14 protein-coding genes and 1 pseudogene are annotated in these 17,611 nt (G+C 42.6%); 7 read left to right on the forward strand and 8 right to left on the reverse strand.

The window, feature by feature from the left end; translation table 11 throughout:
• Nucleotides 1-76: 76 nt before the first annotated feature.
• The 3 genes and pseudogenes from BWP33_RS07150 to BWP33_RS07160 form a co-directional block, all read right to left on the reverse strand.
• Nucleotides 77-885, reverse strand: a pseudogene (locus BWP33_RS07150) (basic amino acid ABC transporter substrate-binding protein).
• A 113-nt stretch (nt 886-998) separates the two neighbouring features.
• Nucleotides 999-1,769 carry a GTP cyclohydrolase FolE2 gene (gene folE2 / locus BWP33_RS07155; protein ID WP_002642457.1) on the reverse strand — a complete coding sequence of 257 codons (771 nt, stop codon included), beginning with the start codon at nt 1,767-1,769 and terminating at the stop codon, nt 999-1,001.
• Between the two features lie 132 nt (nt 1,770-1,901).
• Entirely contained in the window at nt 1,902-2,696 is a 795-nt protein-coding gene (locus BWP33_RS07160; RefSeq protein ID WP_002642456.1) for an inositol monophosphatase family protein, read from the reverse strand.
• Nucleotides 2,697-2,992: 296 nt separating this feature from the next.
• On the opposite strand from BWP33_RS07160, the gene BWP33_RS07165 reads away from it, so the two are divergent.
• From BWP33_RS07165 to ubiB, 5 genes are all read left to right on the forward strand, one after another.
• Nucleotides 2,993-4,186 carry a PilT/PilU family type 4a pilus ATPase gene (locus BWP33_RS07165; RefSeq protein WP_002642455.1) on the forward strand — a complete coding sequence of 398 codons (1,194 nt, stop codon included), beginning with the start codon at nt 2,993-2,995 and terminating at the stop codon, nt 4,184-4,186.
• A 78-nt stretch (nt 4,187-4,264) separates the two neighbouring features.
• Complete coding sequence (locus BWP33_RS07170; protein ID WP_002642454.1) at nt 4,265-4,627, forward strand: DUF2069 domain-containing protein; 363 nt, start codon at nt 4,265-4,267, stop codon at nt 4,625-4,627.
• An 80-nt stretch (nt 4,628-4,707) separates the two neighbouring features.
• Complete coding sequence (rlmB, locus tag BWP33_RS07175; protein ID WP_002642453.1) at nt 4,708-5,457, forward strand: 23S rRNA (guanosine(2251)-2'-O)-methyltransferase RlmB; 750 nt, start codon at nt 4,708-4,710, stop codon at nt 5,455-5,457.
• A gap of 316 nt (nt 5,458-5,773) precedes the next feature.
• On the forward strand, nt 5,774-6,538 hold the full coding sequence (locus BWP33_RS07180) for a formylglycine-generating enzyme family protein (protein WP_002642452.1): 765 nt from the start codon (nt 5,774-5,776) through the stop codon (nt 6,536-6,538).
• A 119-nt stretch (nt 6,539-6,657) separates the two neighbouring features.
• Nucleotides 6,658-8,169, forward strand: a complete 1,512-nt coding sequence (gene ubiB, locus BWP33_RS07185; RefSeq protein WP_002642451.1) for a ubiquinone biosynthesis regulatory protein kinase UbiB — start codon at nt 6,658-6,660, stop codon at nt 8,167-8,169.
• 59 nt (nt 8,170-8,228) lie between these two features.
• On the opposite strand, the gene ubiD is transcribed toward ubiB, so the two are convergent.
• On the reverse strand, nt 8,229-9,707 hold the full coding sequence (ubiD, locus tag BWP33_RS07190) for a 4-hydroxy-3-polyprenylbenzoate decarboxylase (RefSeq protein WP_002642450.1): 1,479 nt from the start codon (nt 9,705-9,707) through the stop codon (nt 8,229-8,231).
• On the opposite strand from ubiD, the gene BWP33_RS12415 reads away from it, so the two are divergent.
• Together BWP33_RS12415 and BWP33_RS07195 are read left to right on the forward strand one after the other, a co-directional pair.
• Nucleotides 9,706-9,918, forward strand: a complete 213-nt coding sequence (locus tag BWP33_RS12415; protein ID WP_155999608.1) for a hypothetical protein — start codon at nt 9,706-9,708, stop codon at nt 9,916-9,918. The two genes, ubiD and BWP33_RS12415, sit on opposite strands and share 2 nt — an antisense overlap.
• Nucleotides 9,919-9,964: 46 nt before the next feature.
• Nucleotides 9,965-10,510: a DUF1877 family protein gene (locus tag BWP33_RS07195; protein ID WP_002642448.1), complete on the forward strand. Its 546-nt coding sequence runs from the start codon at nt 9,965-9,967 to the stop codon at nt 10,508-10,510.
• Between the two features lie 155 nt (nt 10,511-10,665).
• Here the strand turns inward: BWP33_RS07195 and narI are convergent, their stop codons facing one another.
• The 4 genes from narI to BWP33_RS07215 form a co-directional block, all read right to left on the reverse strand.
• A complete protein-coding gene (narI, locus tag BWP33_RS07200; RefSeq protein WP_002642447.1) occupies nt 10,666-11,349 on the reverse strand; it encodes a respiratory nitrate reductase subunit gamma in 684 nt (227 codons plus the stop codon).
• A 16-nt stretch (nt 11,350-11,365) separates the two neighbouring features.
• Entirely contained in the window at nt 11,366-12,037 is a 672-nt protein-coding gene (gene narJ, locus BWP33_RS07205) for a nitrate reductase molybdenum cofactor assembly chaperone (protein WP_002642446.1), read from the reverse strand.
• Between the two features lie 2 nt (nt 12,038-12,039).
• On the reverse strand, nt 12,040-13,599 hold the full coding sequence (narH, locus tag BWP33_RS07210; protein ID WP_002642445.1) for a nitrate reductase subunit beta: 1,560 nt from the start codon (nt 13,597-13,599) through the stop codon (nt 12,040-12,042).
• A 158-nt stretch (nt 13,600-13,757) separates the two neighbouring features.
• Nucleotides 13,758-17,435: a nitrate reductase subunit alpha gene (locus tag BWP33_RS07215; protein ID WP_002642444.1), complete on the reverse strand. Its 3,678-nt coding sequence runs from the start codon at nt 17,433-17,435 to the stop codon at nt 13,758-13,760.
• Nucleotides 17,436-17,611: the final 176 nt, after the last annotated feature.

Genomic DNA, 17,611 nt, shown 5'->3' on the forward strand with positions numbered 1-17,611 from the left:
CAGGTATCATAAATTTTTAGGCAGCCTGAAAACCGAATGATGTGTTTTCAGGCTGCCTGAATGATTAATTTAATGATTATTTGGCGAAATATTTATTTTCTAATTCGGCATATTTACCGCTTTCGCGTACTTGTTTCAATGAATCGTTGAGCAAATTCAAGGTTTCGGTGTCGCCTTTGCGAACGGCAAATCCATAATGTTCTTCTTGGAAATCAGGAATTTGAACCATGCTAAAGCCTTTGTTTGTGTTGTTTTTGATGTAATTGGCAATCACGGCACTGTCGCTGATGCCTGCATCTACCCCTCCATTTTCCACTTCTTTGGTCAGTAAAGTAACGGTATCAAAACGTGCGATATTCGGGCTGGTTGCACCAAAGATTTTTTGTGCGGCTAAATCGCCAGTTTGCCCCGATACCACGCCCACTTTGGGCAATTTTTTCAAATCATCAACATTTTTGACGGTTTTTGATGGGGGAATTAACACGACTTGGGTAATTTTGTAATAAGGCTCGGAAAAATCCATGGTTTTTTTACGGTCGTCGGTGATGGTAACGGCCGATGCCACTGCGTCCACGTCTTTGTTATCCAAAGATGCAAAAATCCCGTCCCAAGGTGTGTGTTTGAATTCCACTTTAAAATGACCGACTTTTGCCATTTCGTTTAATAAATCAATGTCAAAACCTTGAATTTCTTGTTTTTCGTTAAGTGATTCAAACGGGGCAAATTCGGCGTTTGTGCCAATGCGCAATACTTTTTCGCCAGTAGTAGCGGTAGGATTGGCGGACGATGCCACAGGGGGGCGGTGTTGCCTGAAGATTGGCTGCCACCACAAGCCGCCAAAGCCATTGCTGCACAAGATACGGTAAACCATTGATTCAATTTCATCATCATTCCTTTGCAATTGTGAAAATGGGGTTGTTGGAAAAACGAAAGTTTAGCATATTTTGGCACATTATTTTTCAGGCAGCCTGAATATTTAGGCAGCCTGAAAAATGATTTTAGGGGTAAGCCAAATATGCATACGCTGAATGATTGTGAATGGACTCAAAATTTTCACTTTCAATTTCAAATGATTGAATTCGTGAATCATTTTTTAGTGCCAAAGCCATATCACGTACCATGTCTTCTACGAATTTGGGATTTTCGTAGGCTTTTTCTGTAACGTATTTTTCATCGGGGCGTTTGAGTAGGCCGTATAATTGGCAAGATGCATTATTTTCAACCAAGTCAATCACTTCTTCAATTTGAACTTCTTGGGTGCAACGCAGCGACAATGTAACGTGTGAACGTTGATTATGTGCGCCGTATTGTGAAATTTCTTTGGAACACGGACACAAACTGGTTACGGGAATCATCACTTTCAAAATGTGGCTGTATTCACCATTTTTCATTTCTGAACATAAGGTTACATCATAATCCATCAACGATTTAATGCCCGAAACAGGTGCGGTTTTTTGGCGGAAAAAGGGAAAAGAGATGCTGATTTTGCCAGAATCAGATTGCAGTCGCGTTAACATTTCATGCGTTAAATGTTGTAATTGTGTGTAATTGAGTGTGGCGGTTTGTTCTTCCATGAGTGCCACAAAACGCGACATATGCGTGCCTTTTTGATGGGCTGGCAAAAAAACGGTCATGGTCATGCGTGCGATGGTGTTTTGAATGCCGCTTTGTGATTGCACGCTGATTGGAAAACGTAAATCTTTGATACCCACTTGATTAATTGGCAAATTGCGTAAATCGCGTGTACTTTGTATGTCTGGAATATTCATTGCGATGTTGATGGTGTGTTGAAAATGAAAAAGTATAGCATTTTGATGATTTTCAGGCTGCCTTTTTTTAGGTGCCTGAAAATGAAAAACATCAACAAGATTATAATTATAATGATGTTTTTATTCAATAAATTAAATATGTTTGCCGATGATTTTCAGCATTTGCGCCAACATTTTGGGATTAGCCGCAACGATATTACCTGTACGCAGCCAGTCTTGTTCGCCGTTAAAATCGGTTACGATGCCACCAGCTTCTTGTACAATCAATGCCCCAGCGGCGATGTCCCAAGGTTTCAGATTGAATTCAAAAAAGCCGTCAAATCGTCCAGCCGCCAACGCACACAAATCCAACGCTGCCGCGCCTTCGCGTCTTGCGCCTGCGGTTTTTTCTAAGAACTCGCGCAAAATTGCCCAATAAGTCTCCATCATGGATTGATTGACCACAGGAAAACCCGTTCCAATCAAACAATTAGGCAAATCAAAACGATTGGATACGCGGATGCGGCGGTCGTTCAGCAATGCGCCTTGCCCGCGTGATGCGGTGTATAAATCGTTGCGTTCGGGTGCGTAAACAAGTGCTTCTTTTAAAACGCCTTTTTCCAGTAATGCCATGCTGATGGCATATTGTGGGTGTCCATGTAAATAATTGGTTGTGCCATCTAATGGGTCAATAATCCATTCAAATTCAGCGTGTTCATTACCGATTGTGCCGCTTTCTTCGCAGATGATTTTGTGATGTGGATAGGCTTCTTGAATGGCATTGACTAAAATGGCTTCGGCTTGTCGGTCCACGTCAGAGACGAAATCGTTGAAAGCTTTATTGTCAATTTTGATGTTTGATAAATTGGCAGATGCGCGAATCATGAAATCGCCTGCTTTTCGGGCGGCTTTGAATACGGTGTTTAGGGCAGGATTGAGTGTACTCATGGGTGAACTTTCGGAGAAAATATTTTCAGGCTGCCTGAAAAATTGCAGCCCCAATTAAAATAAATAAAACAGTTGATTTTTTGATTTTAAAGAACGGTACGCGATTATACGGCTTTTTAGGGGCTGTAGACAATTCATTCGGTGGGGATGTCGTCATTGTTTTTGTGTCTTTGATGGTGTGTTTTATTCCAATGGCACGTATTCATTAATGAAATAATTTTTCAGGCTGCCTGAAAATTAAATTTCTAGTATAATTACCCCTTTCGTATTTTACTAATTAAATCATTGAGAAAACCATGTCAAAAGTACACATCCCACCCGTAAATGAGGAAATGAAAAAATTCATTCACAATTTATTAACGCATATGTTCAAAAATAAAGGTTCGGATTTATTCATCACGGCAGGTTATCCACCAGCAATGAAATTGGACGGCAAATTGACCAAAATCACCGATAAGCCCTTGACCGCCGAGCATACTGAACAAATCGCTCGTTCTATTATGGACGACAAACAAGCCGAAGAATTTTTTGGGACAAACGAATGTAATTTTGCAATTAGTTTGGCGGGTGTATCGCGTTTTCGTGTGAATGCAATGGTGCAACGTGGAGCGGCGGCGTTGGTGTGTCGGGTGATTACCAGCGATATTCCAAAATTTGACAACATGAATTTGCCACCGATTTTGAAACAGGTTGTGATGGAGAAACGTGGTTTGGTGATTTTTGTGGGTGGTACGGGTTCGGGTAAATCTACGTCGTTGGCAGCGATGATTGACTATCGCAACGCCAACAGCTACGGACACATCATTACCATTGAAGACCCAATTGAGTTCGTTCATCCGCATCAAAATTGCATCATCACACAACGTGAAGTGGGCGTGGATACGGCAGATTGGTTTGCAGCACTGAAAAACACCCTGCGTCAAGCACCTGATGTGATTTTGATTGGTGAGATTCGCGACCGCGAAACCATGGATTATGCGTTGGCGTTTGCGGAAACGGGGCATTTGTGTATGGCAACGTTGCACGCGAATAATTCTAACCAAGCACTTGATCGCATCATCAACTTTTTCCCAGAAGAACGCCGCTCCCAATTGTTGAATGATTTATCATTGAATTTGAAAGGTTTTATTTCGCAACGTCTTATTCCCAAAGCCGAAGGCAAGGGGCGCGTGGCGGCGGTGGAGGTGTTGCTCAATTCACCGTTGATTTCGGAGTTGATTTTGCGTGGCGACATTCATGCTGTGAAAGAAATCATGGCAAAATCGCGTGATATTGGTATGCAAACATTTGACCAATCGTTGTTTGATTTGTATGAAGAAAATTTGATTACTTATGAAGAAGCTTTGAAAAATGCGGATTCTGTCAATGACTTGCGCTTGCAAATTCAATTGAACAGTAAGAAAAATAAAACCGCGGGTTCAGATGGCGTGTTGGACAATTTGTTTTTGACTGATTACGAAGAACCCGAAGATGGAACCAAGAAAAAATAATTCATAAACAGGCAGCTTGAAAAAACGCAATAATCGGTTTTCAGGCTGCCTAAAAATATTTTTAGTGATGATAATTCAATGATAAATTTAAAAAAACACCATTTGGCGGCAACGTGTTGGTTGGGCTTAATGCTGCTGACGATTTTATGGGACGGCATTTTTTCGCCATTGCAGACGAGTTATGTTTTGATGCTGATTAAATTGATTTCGCTGGCGTTGCCTTTGCGTGGGATTTTATCGGGGCGAATTTACACTTATCAATATTGTTCTATGTTGATTTTATTGCCTTTTATGGAAGGTGTGATGCGGTTGTGGGATGCGGTGGCGTGGAGTGCGTGGTTTGCTGGTGTGCAAGTTTTGCTAAGCGTGTTATTTTTTGTTTTATGTTTGATTTATTTGAAACAATTTAAAAAACCAAAAACCAAAAAATCAATTGAATGAATATTTTTCAGGCAGCCTGAAAACATAATTTGATTCAGAACAAATATTTTTTTAACCACATTATTTATAATGAGAAACACATGGTAAATCAACGTTTAATTTATGGCTTTCACGCGATTAATGCGCGGTTGTGGCAAAACGCAAAATCCATTATCGAATTGTATATTCTTGAAAATAAAAATGATGTTCGTACCCGAGAAGTGCTCGAAAAAGCTGCGCAAGAAAATGTCCGAGTACATTTTGCCGATACCGACCGCTTGAACGCGATGGCAAAAGGGGCGCGACATCAGGGCGTGGTGGGTTTTATTGATGCGTCAAAAAATCATGTTCATTTGGAAGATGTATTGGATAATTTGCGTGAACCTGCTTTTTTGTTGGTTTTGGACGGTATTACCGACCCACACAATTTAGGTGCGTGTTTGCGGACGGCTGATGCGATGGGTGTTCATGCCGTTATCGCGCCCAAAGACAAAAGTGCAGGTCTGAATGCCACTGTTAGCAAAGTTGCTTGTGGTGCGGCGGAAACCGTCCCCTATATTACGGTTACGAATTTGGCGCGAACCTTGCGCGAATTGAAAGAATACGGCATTTGGGTAGTTGGTACGGATATGGGCGGCGAGGCGGATTTGTTCCACTACGACATCCCACAAGCGGTGGCGTGGGTCATGGGCAATGAAGGTGCGGGGATGCGCCGTTTGACGCGTGAGCATTGTGATGCGTTGGTATCCATTCCGATGTTTGGCACGGTGCAAAGCATGAATATTTCGGTGTCAGCAGGCATGGTTTTGGCGGAAACGCGTCGTCAGCGTGAAATGAAATCAGTCCAATAATTTTTCAGGCTGCCTGAAAAATATTTGCGCCATTTTTATTTAGAACCTGATGTTTATAATCTTAGAACCTGTATTCACAGCCAAGCGAGGTGTCTTTTTTGTCCCATTTAGCACGCCTGCCGCGTTGAATTTCACGCTAATAGGGACGCTATTAGCATGAAATTCGCCTGACATTCGTACCAACTGAAACAAAAATCCATTTTACGTTGCCTATGAATACAGGTTCTTAATAGCCGCCTTGTATTCGCAAAAATTGTCAATAAAATCAAGTTATCAATTTTACGAACACAGGTTCTTAATTAGTTAGGATAAAATTATGAAAATCATTAATTCAATTTTATTGGGCGCAACGTTATTGTTTTCAGGCAGCGTTATTGTGGCGGCTGGCAACGACATGGTCAGCATTCAAGGTGGCAATTATCGTCCTTTATATTTGAAAAAAAATATGCCACAAACCTTTGTTAAGCCATTTAAAATAGACAAATTTCCCGTAACCAATGCGCAATTTGCCCAGTTTGTACACCAAAATCCACAATGGCAACGTGGCAAAGTCGCCAGTCGCCATGCTGATGGCAATTATCTGCGTCATTGGCAGGCGCAAAACGGTGTATTTAATCCGAAAAAAAGTGAATTAAATTATCCTGTTACGCATGTTTCTTGGTTTGCTGCCAATGCGTATTGTCGGGCGCAAAATAAGCGTTTACCCACCATAGATGAATGGGAGTTTGCGGGTTTGGCATCGGAGAAAGCCAAAAATGGCAGCAGCGACCCCAATTTCAGCAAAGTGATTTTGGATTGGTACGCTGAAGGCGGTAGGCGCGGTTTACGCAATGTGGGTGCAGCCAAACCCAATTATTACGGTGTTTACGATATGCACGGCTTGATTTGGGAATGGACGGAAGATTTTAACAGCAGTTTGCTCAACGCAGGTTCGGCGGACAGTAGTTTATTTTGCGGTGGCGGTTCAGCCAACAGCACCGACCCCAGCGACTACGCGGCGTTTATGCGTTATGGTATGCGAACCAGCGTGCAAGCCAATTTTACCGTGAAAAACATGGGTTTTCGTTGTGTGGCAAATTGATTATTTGGCAAAAGATATTTTCAGGCAGCCTTTGAATTGCAACAAAAAGGCTGCCTGAAAACATTTACGCACCATTAAACGGTATAATTCTGCTTTTACCAAACAAACGATCGAATATTATGAACTGGTTTTCGCGTCCCACTACCATTCTTAAAACTGTGTACCGTTATGGTTTGACGGATATTATTTTGCCTTATATTCATCATGGTTGGGTGGAAAATTTGGTTCGCCGCATTCCGCAATCGCCTGAAGCGAAAAAACAAAATATGCCTGTGCGTTTGCGTTTGGCATTGGAGAGTTTGGGACCAATTTTTGTGAAATTGGGTCAGGTTTTGTCTACGCGTCCCGATTTGATTCCACCAGCATATGCGTCAGAATTAGCGAAATTGCAAGACAAAGTACCGCCATTTGATGCGACTTTGTCGCGCCAACAAATTGAGCGGGCTTTAGGCAAACCAATTGCGCAATTGTATGCGGAATTTGAAAGCGAACCTGTTGCCAGTGCGTCCATTGCGCAGGTGCATAAGGCGCGGTTATTTGATGGGACTTGGGTGGCGGTGAAGGTGTTGCGTCCAAATTTGGGTGAGGTAATTGACCAAGATTTGGCGTTGATGCGATTTGCGGCGACTTGGATTGAGCGTTTGTTTACCGATGGAAAACGTTTAAAACCGCGTGAAGTGGTGGCGGAATTTGACAAATATTTACATGATGAATTGGATTTGATGCGTGAAGCTGCTAATGCCAGCCAATTGGGTCGTCAATTTGAAAAATCCAATCAAATCATTGTTCCTAAAGTGTATTTTGATTTATGCAGCCGTGAAGTGATGACGATTGAGTGGATGGATGGTACGCCCATTTCAGACGTTCATGCTTTGAAAGCACAAGGAATTAGTTTAAAAAAATTAGCACGTTATGGTGTAGAAATTTTCTTTACGCAAGTATTCAGCAATGGTTTTTTTCATGCAGATATGCACCCTGGTAATATTTTGGTTGCACCTGATGGGCGTTACATTGCATTGGATTTTGGTATTGTGGGCAGCCTGACGGATTACGATAAACGTTATTTGGCGATTAATTTTTTGGCATTTTTTAATCGCGATTATCATCGTGTTGCTACGGCGCATATTGAGAGCGGCTGGGTACCACCTGATACGCGTGCTGAAGATTTGGAAGCGGCAGTGCGTACCGTGTGTGAGCCGATTTTCAATAAACCATTATCGGAGATTTCGTTTGGGTTGGTGTTGATGCGATTATTTGAGACCAGTCGCCGCTTTAATGTAGAGATTCAGCCGCAATTGGTTTTGCTGCAAAAAACTTTATTGAATATTGAAGGACTTGGGCGACAGTTGGATCCTGAATTGGATTTGTGGGATACCGCCAAACCGTTTTTAGTAAAATGGATGGACACGCAAATTGGTCCACGCGCGTTGCTGAAAAATTTGAAAGAAGAAGCCCCAGATTGGGCGGATATTTTGCCCAGTATTCCGCGTAAACTTAACCAGTTGTTGGACGAAAAACGTCAGCAAGAAATGCGTGATGCCTATTTACATTTGATTGCTAGTCAACGACAACAAAATGTGTGGTTGGCGGTCATTGCTGTGGTTTTGTTTTTGATTTTATTGTTGAAATAACTGACCTACTTTTCAGGCTGCCTATTTTTAGACAGCCTGAAAAATATTTTATTGATTCTTTACAAACCCAATTCCTGCCACATTGCATCAACTTTCGCGACTGTTTCAGGATTGCGCATAATCACACGCCCCCATTCACGGCTGGTTTCATTGCCGATTTTATTGGTGGCATCTAAACCCATTTTGCCACCTAACCCACTCGCGGGGCTGGCAAAATCCAAATAGTCAATTGGCGTATTGTTAATCAAAACCGTGTCGCGTACAGGGTCCATGCGTGTGGTCATCGCCCAGATGACTTGTTTCCAATTACGCACATCAATATCATCATCTACCACAATAATGAATTTTGTGTACATAAATTGGCGTAAAAACGACCAACAACCCATCATTACACGTTTAGCGTGTCCAGCGTATTGTTTTTTTATGCTGACCACTGCCATGCGGTATGAACAACCTTCGGGCGGTAAATAAAAATCCACAATTTCAGGAAATTGCTTTTGCAACAATGGCACAAACACTTCATTCAATGCTTCGCCCAATATCGCAGGTTCATCAGGTGGCGCACCCGTGTAAGTGCTGTGGTAAATCGGATTTTCGCGCATGGTAATGCGTTCTACGGTAAAAACTGGAAAATAATCCTGTTCATTATAGTAGCCAGTGTGATCACCGTATGGACCTTCAAGTGCGTATTCATCGGGATTAATCACACCTTCCAATACAATTTCAGCGCGTGCAGGTACTTGCAAATCATTTCCAATACATTGGGTTAATTCAGTACGCGAACCGCGCAATAAGCCCGCAAATTGGTATTCACTCAAACTATCAGGCACAGGAGTAACTGCACCCAAGATGGTCGCAGGATCACAACCCAATACCACCGAAACAGGATACGGTTTATCAGGATATTGCTGCCTGAAAGCCTGATAATCCAATGCACCACCACGATGCGCTAACCAACGCATAATCAATTTATTTTTGTCCAATAATTGTTGGCGATAAATCCCTAAATTTTGACGCTTTTTATGTGGGCCTTTGGTTACCGTTAAACCCCATGTAATCAGTGGCGCTACATCACCCTCCCAGCAATGTTGAACAGGTAAATCATACAAATTCACTTTATCGCCTTCTAAAATAATCTCTTGGCAAGGCGCATTTTTGACAACATGAGGAGTCATGCTCCAAATGTCTTTTAACAAGGGCAATTTCGTAAATGCATCTTTCAAACCTTTAGGTGGTTCGGGTTCTTTGAGTACGGCGAGTGTTCTACCGATTTCGCGCAATTGGCTGATATCGCTCACACCCATTCCCATTGCTACGCGTTCGGTTGTGCCAAATAAATTTGCCAATACAGGATAATGATATGGCGTACCGTCTTGGCGAATAGGGTTTTCAAATAACAATGCAGCACCCCCTGCGCGTAACACGCGGTCGGAAATTTCGGTTATTTCCAAATAAGGGGAAACAGGGGTTTTGATGCGTATGAGTTTGCCTTGTTGTTCCAACATGGCGATAAATTCTCTTAAATCTTGATATTTCATGTTATTCTCTTATTATTTAAGGCTGCCTGAAAAAATGGCACGCCGATTGCTTACGAGTTATTTTAGTCAGTATTTAGCGAATGCAACACGATTGCAAATTGCCATATTATACGATGTTTTGCACTATTCAGGCAGCCTAAAAAAATACATCAATATGAAAATGATTGTGTTATACTTAAACTCGGCGAAGTCAGTTAATCGTCAATTTTAATTTTTTTACTATTAAAATTCATTTTATTTACATAAAGGGTTTTCTCATGTCTGGCATTATTTACACTGCTTATTCACCATTTGGATTAGATGCCATTATTCATGCACTGGAAAATAATGTGGACAGACAAACACTAAATACGGTTTTCACACTTCCTCAAGAAGGCGATGAACGATACATGACACTTCCTTCTATGTGGCGCGTGTTGCAATCGGTGTTAACTGGTGTGGATTCACCTGATAATGATTGTTTAACTGAGTGTATTGATGGTCAAAATTATTTAGATGGCTGGTGTAAGAAAGGCGCAGCTTGGATAGAACCCGAACGCGTAACACAAATTGCCAACGCATTGGCTAAAGTGGATTTCGCAGAACGTTTACATATTTTTAATGCTTATCAAAATAAGGTTGCACAAGGTCTTTCGCCTGAAGCCATAAAAAAGCACGATGTTCAATTTGATGGTTGTGATGAATTTGAGAATATGCAATCTGAAAAACGTCAAGTTGCTTTAACTGCGTGTTTCAAACAATTATGCGATTTTTATCGTCATGCTGCCGAGCGCGGTGATGGCATGATTGTTGAATTTTGTTAATATAAGCATTTTCAGGCAGCCTGAAACCTTTCAAACCTCCTATCTTTTCTCTAATTTCTCTAACGTTTGACAATATTTCAGCCCAAAAAAATAATTTAAAACGTGTTAATCAAAATACGGATTAACACGTTTTTATTTTTATTTAAATGAATCAATTAACGGCGGCGAACCAGTTGCCATGCGCGTGGAATGTACGCCAAGGCACCAAAACCACTCCAAACGTGAACCATGCGCGTGAATGGGAAAATGGCAAAAAAAGTCATGCCCATAAACATATGCAATTTGAATAAAAAGCCCACATCTTCAATGTATTCAGATGCGCCACCACGGAATGTAACAATGTGTTGCGCCCATTCAATGAATTTCACCATTTCTTCGCCATCAGTATGTTTTAAATTTGGCAAAATAGTCAGCAAGCCCAAACTCAAGGTAATCGCAATCCAAATCAACACTAATTTATCACGCCAAGTGCTGTTGATGTTGATGCGGTCAATTTTGAAACGGCGTTTAATCAATAAAATCAAACCGTAAAGTGCTAAACCGCCTGCAATACCTCCTGCAACCATAGATAAAATTTGTTTTGCGCCATGGCTGATGCCAATCAATTCCCAAAACCATAATGGTGTCAGCAAGCCCACCAAATGCCCGAAGAAAACCGCTAATACACCGACGTGAAAACAAATATTGCCACGTCTCAAATCGCCTTCGTATAACAATTGGCTAGAATCGCTTTTCCACGAATATTGTTCGCGGTCAAAACGTACCAAGCTACCGAAGAAAAAAATCGCCAAACAAATATATGGATAAATACCAAAAAAGAATTGATGAAAAGTATTCATGATTTATGCTCCAATATTACATGGGTCGGTTGCCATGCGGATAAAATTGTACGGTTTGAATGCCACTTGCTTTGGGTTTCAACAATGGTTCTAAACCTTGATTATCAGGTCCAAATGTTTCCATGGCTTCGTCCATATCGCGTACGGGTGGGTCAATGAGTGGTTGTGGTTCAACTGGACTCAACGCCACAGTCGCATTCAACAAAGCCGCATAAGGCGAACCATACGAATCCAATTTTTTGGCAATATGGGCGATGACGTGAACGGCATCTCCAAGCAATTTTTGTGCTTCATCAGCAGGAATATGCGAGAAAAATTCCAATAATGCAGGCAAATAATCGGGTAATTCATCATCTCCCAACTCAAAACCATAGCGGCGGTATTCTTCTAGCAAATCCACCATCGCGCTGCCACGGTCGCGGTCTTCGCCGTAAACGTGTTCAAAAATATACAACGCGTGATGGCGGTTACGGTCAAACACCAGCACGTAATCTTCTTGCAATTCACGCAGCGTATGGCTACTTAAGTGATTGAGTAATTTATCCAAATCATCACGATATGGATTGTTTTTTAACTCGGGCAATTCATTTAAGGCAGCCTGAAACTCTGGCAATGCGTCAATTAAATCGCGCTCTGGATAACACATCAATGCAGACAACCATTTATAGGTTAATGGCTTGATTTCCATGATTAACGCATTCCTTTTTCGCGATTTTCTTCAAGGTCTTTGCGGCGGTCAAAGAACACAATTGGCGTGCCTTTACGTTTGCCAAACAAGCTTTCTTCTGATGAACCGCCTGAGCAACCATTACCAAATGTGAAACCACACGCGCCTTTTTCGTCAAATGTGTTTTCAACCAATTCGCGGTGACTGGTTGGAATCACAAAGCGGTCTTCGTAGTTGGCGATTGCCATGACTTGATACATTTCTTCCACTTGCGCTGCGGTTAAACCAGTGCCGTCCAAAGTTTGTTCCAATGTTTCGCCATGAACCACTTGACCACGTTTGAAACGGCGCATAGCAATCATTTTTTCCAACGCCTGTTTGATGGGTTCAACTTGACCTGCCGTCAACAAATTTGCCAAATAGCGCAATGGGATACGCATTTCGTCCACGCTTGGAATAATACCATTTTCGCCGACTAAACCACGTTCAATGGCGGATTGAATTGGCGACAATGGTGGGACGTACCAAACCATTGGCATGGTGCGGTATTCTGGGTGTAATGGGAACGCGATTTTCCATTCCATTGCCATTTTGTAAACGGGCGAACGTTTGGCAGCATCTAGCCAACTTTGACTAATACCTTGTTTTAAAGCTTCTTTTTCAATTTCTGGATCATTCGGATTCAAAAATAAGCCCAATTGTGCCTCATACAAATCTTGTGGATTTTCCACGCTGGCAGCCTGTTCAATTTTGTCCGCATCGTACAACAACACGCCTAAATAGCGAATACGACCCACGCAAGTTTCAGAGCAAACGGTAGGTTCACCCACTTCAATTCGTGGATAGCAGAATGTGCATTTTTCGGCTTTGCCACTTGTCCAGTTGTAGTAGATTTTTTTGTAAGGGCAGCCTGAAACACACATACGCCAACCGCGACATTTATCTTGGTCAATCAATACGATGCCATCATCTTCGCGTTTGTAAATGCTGCCTGAAGGGCAAGATGCAACACAAGTTGGATTCAAACAATGCTCACACAAACGTGGCAAATACATCATGAATGTTTGTTCAAAAGCAGAGTGCATTTCTTTTTGAATGCCTTCAAACAATACATCTTTGGCACGTTTTTCAAATTCGCCGCCCAAATCATCTTCCCAGTTTGGACCCCATTCTACTTTGTCCATTTTCTTGCCAGTGATGACGGAAATTGGACGTGCAGTAGGTGGTGTTTTCATTTTTGGCGCATTTTGCAGATGCTCGTAATCGTAGGTAAAGGGCTCATAATAATCATCAATTTTTGGCATATTGGGATTGGCAAAAATATTGGATAAGATTTTTAATTTACCACCTTGTTTGGGAACAAGTTTGCCATCGGGTTTGCGCACCCAACCGCCATTCCATTTTTCTTGGTCTTCCCAATTTTTTGGAAAACCAATACCTGGCTTGGTTTCTACATTGTTGAACCAAGCGTATTCCACGCCATCGCGTGAAGTCCAAACGTTTTTACAAGTAACGGAGCAAGTGTGACAGCCGATACATTTGTCCAAATTCAGAACCATGCCGACTTGGGCTCTAATTTTCATGGTGTATTCCTTAAAATAGGTTTGCGATTCGCGGCAGCTTTTCAGGCTGCCTGAAAATAAAATTCGCGATATTTTGAATTATTATGTTTGTTTCTTTTCAGGCTGCCTGAAAACCTAAAAACAACATCTTTCAGGCTGCCTGAAACAATGACGCTGGTTTATTCAGCAGGTTCGTCCATCCAATCAATCTCGTTCATTTTGCGCACGATAACCCACTCATCGCGGTTAGAACCGACCGTACCATAATAGTTAAAGCCATACGCCAACTGGGCATAGCCCCCAATCATGTGTGTTGGATTCAATACGGCACGGGTAACCGAGTTGTGGATACCACCACGTTTTTTGGTGGTTTGCGCGGCTGGTGTGTGAACCAATTTTTCCTGCGCGTGATACATCAAAATCATCGTTTCAGGAATGCGTTGGCTGACAATCACACGACACGCAATTGCGCCGTTGGCATTGAATACCTCTACCCAATCATTGTCCACCAAACCTGCTTTTTTCGCGTCAATCTCGGATACCCAAACGTGTGGGCCACCGCGTGATAAAGTCAGCATACGCAAGTTTTCGGAATAGGTTGAGTGAATGCCCCATTTTTGATGCGGAGTCAGGAAGTTCAAGGTAATTTCTGGATGACCATTTGGTTTCATCCCCAATAATTTTTGGGTGGTTTTCAAATCTACAGCAGGGCGATAAGCACAGAATTCCACACCAAAATCACGCATCCATTTGTGATCTTGATAGAATTGTTGACGACCTGACAATGTGCGCCAAGGGATTAATTCATGTACATTTGTGTAACCTGCGGTGTAGCACACTTCTTCGCTTTCCACACCAGACCAAATTGGCGAAGTAACGATTTTGCGTGGTTGTGCCACGATGTCGCGGAAACGAATAGCGGTGTGTTCGCTGGCGTTAATTAAATGCGTGTGATCGCGTCCTGTGGTTTTGCCTAATGATTGCCATGCCTTTTTTGCAACATGACCATTGGTTTCAGGGGCAAGCGTCAAAATCATTTCAGCAGCATCAATTGCAGTTTCTAGTTTGGGTTGACCTTTGCCTGCGCCTTCGCTGTGAACACCGTTCAACTGGCGCAAGAATTCGACTTCGTGTTTGGTGTCCCAAGTCATGCCTTTACCGTTGTTGTTCACGTTTTCCAATAATGGCCCAAGAGACGTGTATTTTTCGTAAATTTTGCTGTAATCACGTTCCACAACGGTAATTGTTGGCATGGTTTTACCAGGGATTGGCTCGCATTCGCCTAATTTCCAGTCTTTGGGGTCAAATGGTTGCCCCAATTCGCTTGGGCTGTCATGCATCAATGGCGTTAAGACAATATCTTTGCGTGTACCCAAATAATCGCCTGCTAATTCGCTGAATTTTTTCGCCAAACCTTTGTAAATTTCCCAGTCGGATTTACTTTGCCACAATGGTTGCACGGCTTCCGTAAATGGGTGAATGAATGGGTGCATATCAGACGTATTCAAATCGTGTTTTTCGTACCAAGTTGCGGTTGGAAAAATCACGTCTGCATACAAACATGTTGTATTCATACGGAAATCTAACAGCGTGAACAAATCCAATTTGCCCTCGTGCGCTTCGCCCATGTTCACTTCTTTGGGTTTCAGGCAGTCTTCTTCTTCGGACATTAAGCCGTTTTGTGTACCGAGCAGATATTTCAAGAAATACTCGTGCCCTTTGCCAGACGAACCCAAAATATTGGAACGCCATACAAACATATTGCGTGGGAAATTTTTGGGGTTTTCAGGATCGTTACAAGACATATCCAACGAACCGTCTTTTAAGCCACGAACGATGTAATCGGCTGCGCTGATGCCTGCTTTATCCGCTGCATCTGCGATGTCTAAAGGATTTTCGCGCATTTGTGGAGCAGATGGTGTCCAGCCCATGCGTTCGGCTTTGGCGTTCAGGTCAATGGCAGTCATGCCGTCCCACAAGTTTTTTGTTGCATCAGGCGCGAGCAATTCATTTGTACCCAATTTTTCGTGGCGATATTGACCAGTGTGAGCGTAGAAGAATGATGTACCAGCCATTTGACGTGCTGGACGATGCCAGTCAAGCGCAAATGTCAAGGGAGCCCAACCTGATTGTGGGCGCAATTTTTCTTGACCCACATAATGGCACCAACCACCCCCAGATTTGCCAATCGTACCGCACATCATCAACATATTGATGAGGCCGCGATAATTCATGTCCAAGTGATACCAGTGGTTCAAGCCCGCACCCACGATGACCATAGAACGACCTTTGGTGTCGTGTGCATTTTGTGCAAATTCACGCGCTACTTGAATGACCAATTCGGGTTTGACACCTGTGTGCTTTTCTTGCCAAGCAGGGGTGTATGGTTTATCTTCAAAATAATTTTTGGCAACGTTTTCATCATCTAAACCATTATCCACACCGTATTGCGCGATTAACAAATCAAATACGGTGGCAACCAATTGTTCTTCGCCATTTGCCAATTTGATTTTTTTCACTGGTACTTTGCGGTAAATCATGTCGTCATGTTCACCACCGTAATAGCCAAAGCCCACGCGTACCACATCGTCAGCGCGTTCTTTCAATGAACGTGCTGCCTGAATTTCATCGCCTTGAGCTTTGGTTTCCAAATTCCATTTTGCGCTTTTATCCCAACGGAAGCCGATTGAACCATTTGGTACAGCCAAACTTTCAGATTTTTCGTCCCAAACAATGGTTTTCCATTCTGTGTTTTCTTTTTCGCCCAACTGGTCAATCAGTTGTGATGCGCGTAAAGTGTATTCAGGACGATAACCTTTTTCATCTTTTTGCAAGCACACCAACATCGGCATATCAGTTAAACGGCGTGTATAGTCCACGAAGTAATCAGATGGATTGTCAATGTGAAATTCTTTCAAAATCACATGTCCCATTGCCATCGCTAATGCGGCATCTGTGCCTTGACGTGGCGACATCCAAATATCACTGAACTTTGCCATCTCGCCAAAGTCAGATGAAATGGCGACTGTTTTTGTGCCTTTATAACGAACTTCGGTGTAGAAGTGTGCGTCAGGTGTACGCGTCATTGGAATATTTGAACCCCAAACCAATAAATAATTTGAGTTATACCAATCTGCTGATTCTGCTACGTCTGTTTGTTCTCCCCAAGTTTGTGGCGATGCAGGTGGCAAATCGCAATACCAGTCGTAGAATGACAATGGCACGCCACCAATTAAACCTAAATAACGCGCGCCTGCTGCATAGCTCACCATAGACATTGCGGGAATTGGCGAGAAACCAATCACACGGTCAGGCCCATAATTTTTAATTGTATAAGCATTGGCGGCCGCAACCATTTCATATGCTTCTTCCCAATTTGAACGCACGAAACCACCCAAACCACGTTGAGATTTATATGATTTAGCGCGTTCAGCGTCTTCCACAATCCAAGCCCATGCTTCAATTGGATTTTTGGTTTTACGCGCTTCACGCCATAATTCAGCCAACACGCCACGCATCATGGGGTATTTAATACGTTGTGCTGAATAAACATACCAACTAAACGATGCGCCACGTGGGCAACCGCGTGGTTCGTGGTTTGGCAAATCTGGGCGCGTACGAGGGTAATCGGTCTGTTGGGTTTCCCAAGTGATGATGCCGCTTTTCACGTAAATTTTCCAACTGCACGACCCTGTACAATTCACGCCATGTGTTGAGCGGACGGTTTTGTCATGTTGCCAGCGACCACGATAGGCTTTTTCCCATTTACGGTCTTCGGTAGTTAAAACGCCATGTCCGTCAGCAAACGGTTCACGCTTTTGCTTAAAAAAGGTTAATCTGTCTAAAAAATGGCTCATGGTAATGTTCCTGTGATTAGATAAAAGGGCTGCTTTGGGGCAACTCTTGGTTTTTTACCTGTGCAGTTTAATCAGCAGCCTGTAAAATAACCATGCGCCAAAAGCGGATATTCATTGATAATTGGCATGGTATAAATTAGTTATTTAGGATTAGATGATGTAAATTTGATTGACAA

The sequence above is a fragment of the Simonsiella muelleri ATCC 29453 genome (assembly GCF_002951835.1).
GTDB classification, from domain to species: Bacteria; Pseudomonadota; Gammaproteobacteria; order Burkholderiales; family Neisseriaceae; genus Simonsiella; species Simonsiella muelleri.

What these genes read in the sequence shown, in the direction of transcription:
- ubiB (WP_002642451.1), top strand. Translation starts at nt 6,658, where the DNA reads ATGAACTGGTTTTCGCGTCCCACTACCATTCTTAAAACTGTGTACCGT.
- BWP33_RS07165 (WP_002642455.1), top strand. Translation starts at nt 2,993, where the DNA reads ATGTCAAAAGTACACATCCCACCCGTAAATGAGGAAATGAAAAAATTC.
- BWP33_RS07215 (WP_002642444.1), bottom strand. Translation starts at nt 17,435, where the DNA reads ATGAGCCATTTTTTAGACAGATTAACCTTTTTTAAGCAAAAGCGTGAA.
- BWP33_RS07170 (WP_002642454.1), top strand. Translation starts at nt 4,265, where the DNA reads ATGATAAATTTAAAAAAACACCATTTGGCGGCAACGTGTTGGTTGGGC.
- BWP33_RS07195 (WP_002642448.1), top strand. Translation starts at nt 9,965, where the DNA reads ATGTCTGGCATTATTTACACTGCTTATTCACCATTTGGATTAGATGCC.
- BWP33_RS07180 (WP_002642452.1), top strand. Translation starts at nt 5,774, where the DNA reads ATGAAAATCATTAATTCAATTTTATTGGGCGCAACGTTATTGTTTTCA.
- narH (WP_002642445.1), bottom strand. Translation starts at nt 13,599, where the DNA reads ATGAAAATTAGAGCCCAAGTCGGCATGGTTCTGAATTTGGACAAATGT.
- rlmB (WP_002642453.1), top strand. Translation starts at nt 4,708, where the DNA reads ATGGTAAATCAACGTTTAATTTATGGCTTTCACGCGATTAATGCGCGG.
- BWP33_RS12415 (WP_155999608.1), top strand. Translation starts at nt 9,706, where the DNA reads ATGTTATTCTCTTATTATTTAAGGCTGCCTGAAAAAATGGCACGCCGA.
- ubiD (WP_002642450.1), bottom strand. Translation starts at nt 9,707, where the DNA reads ATGAAATATCAAGATTTAAGAGAATTTATCGCCATGTTGGAACAACAA.
- BWP33_RS07160 (WP_002642456.1), bottom strand. Translation starts at nt 2,696, where the DNA reads ATGAGTACACTCAATCCTGCCCTAAACACCGTATTCAAAGCCGCCCGA.
- folE2 (WP_002642457.1), bottom strand. Translation starts at nt 1,769, where the DNA reads ATGAATATTCCAGACATACAAAGTACACGCGATTTACGCAATTTGCCA.
- narJ (WP_002642446.1), bottom strand. Translation starts at nt 12,037, where the DNA reads ATGGAAATCAAGCCATTAACCTATAAATGGTTGTCTGCATTGATGTGT.
- narI (WP_002642447.1), bottom strand. Translation starts at nt 11,349, where the DNA reads ATGAATACTTTTCATCAATTCTTTTTTGGTATTTATCCATATATTTGT.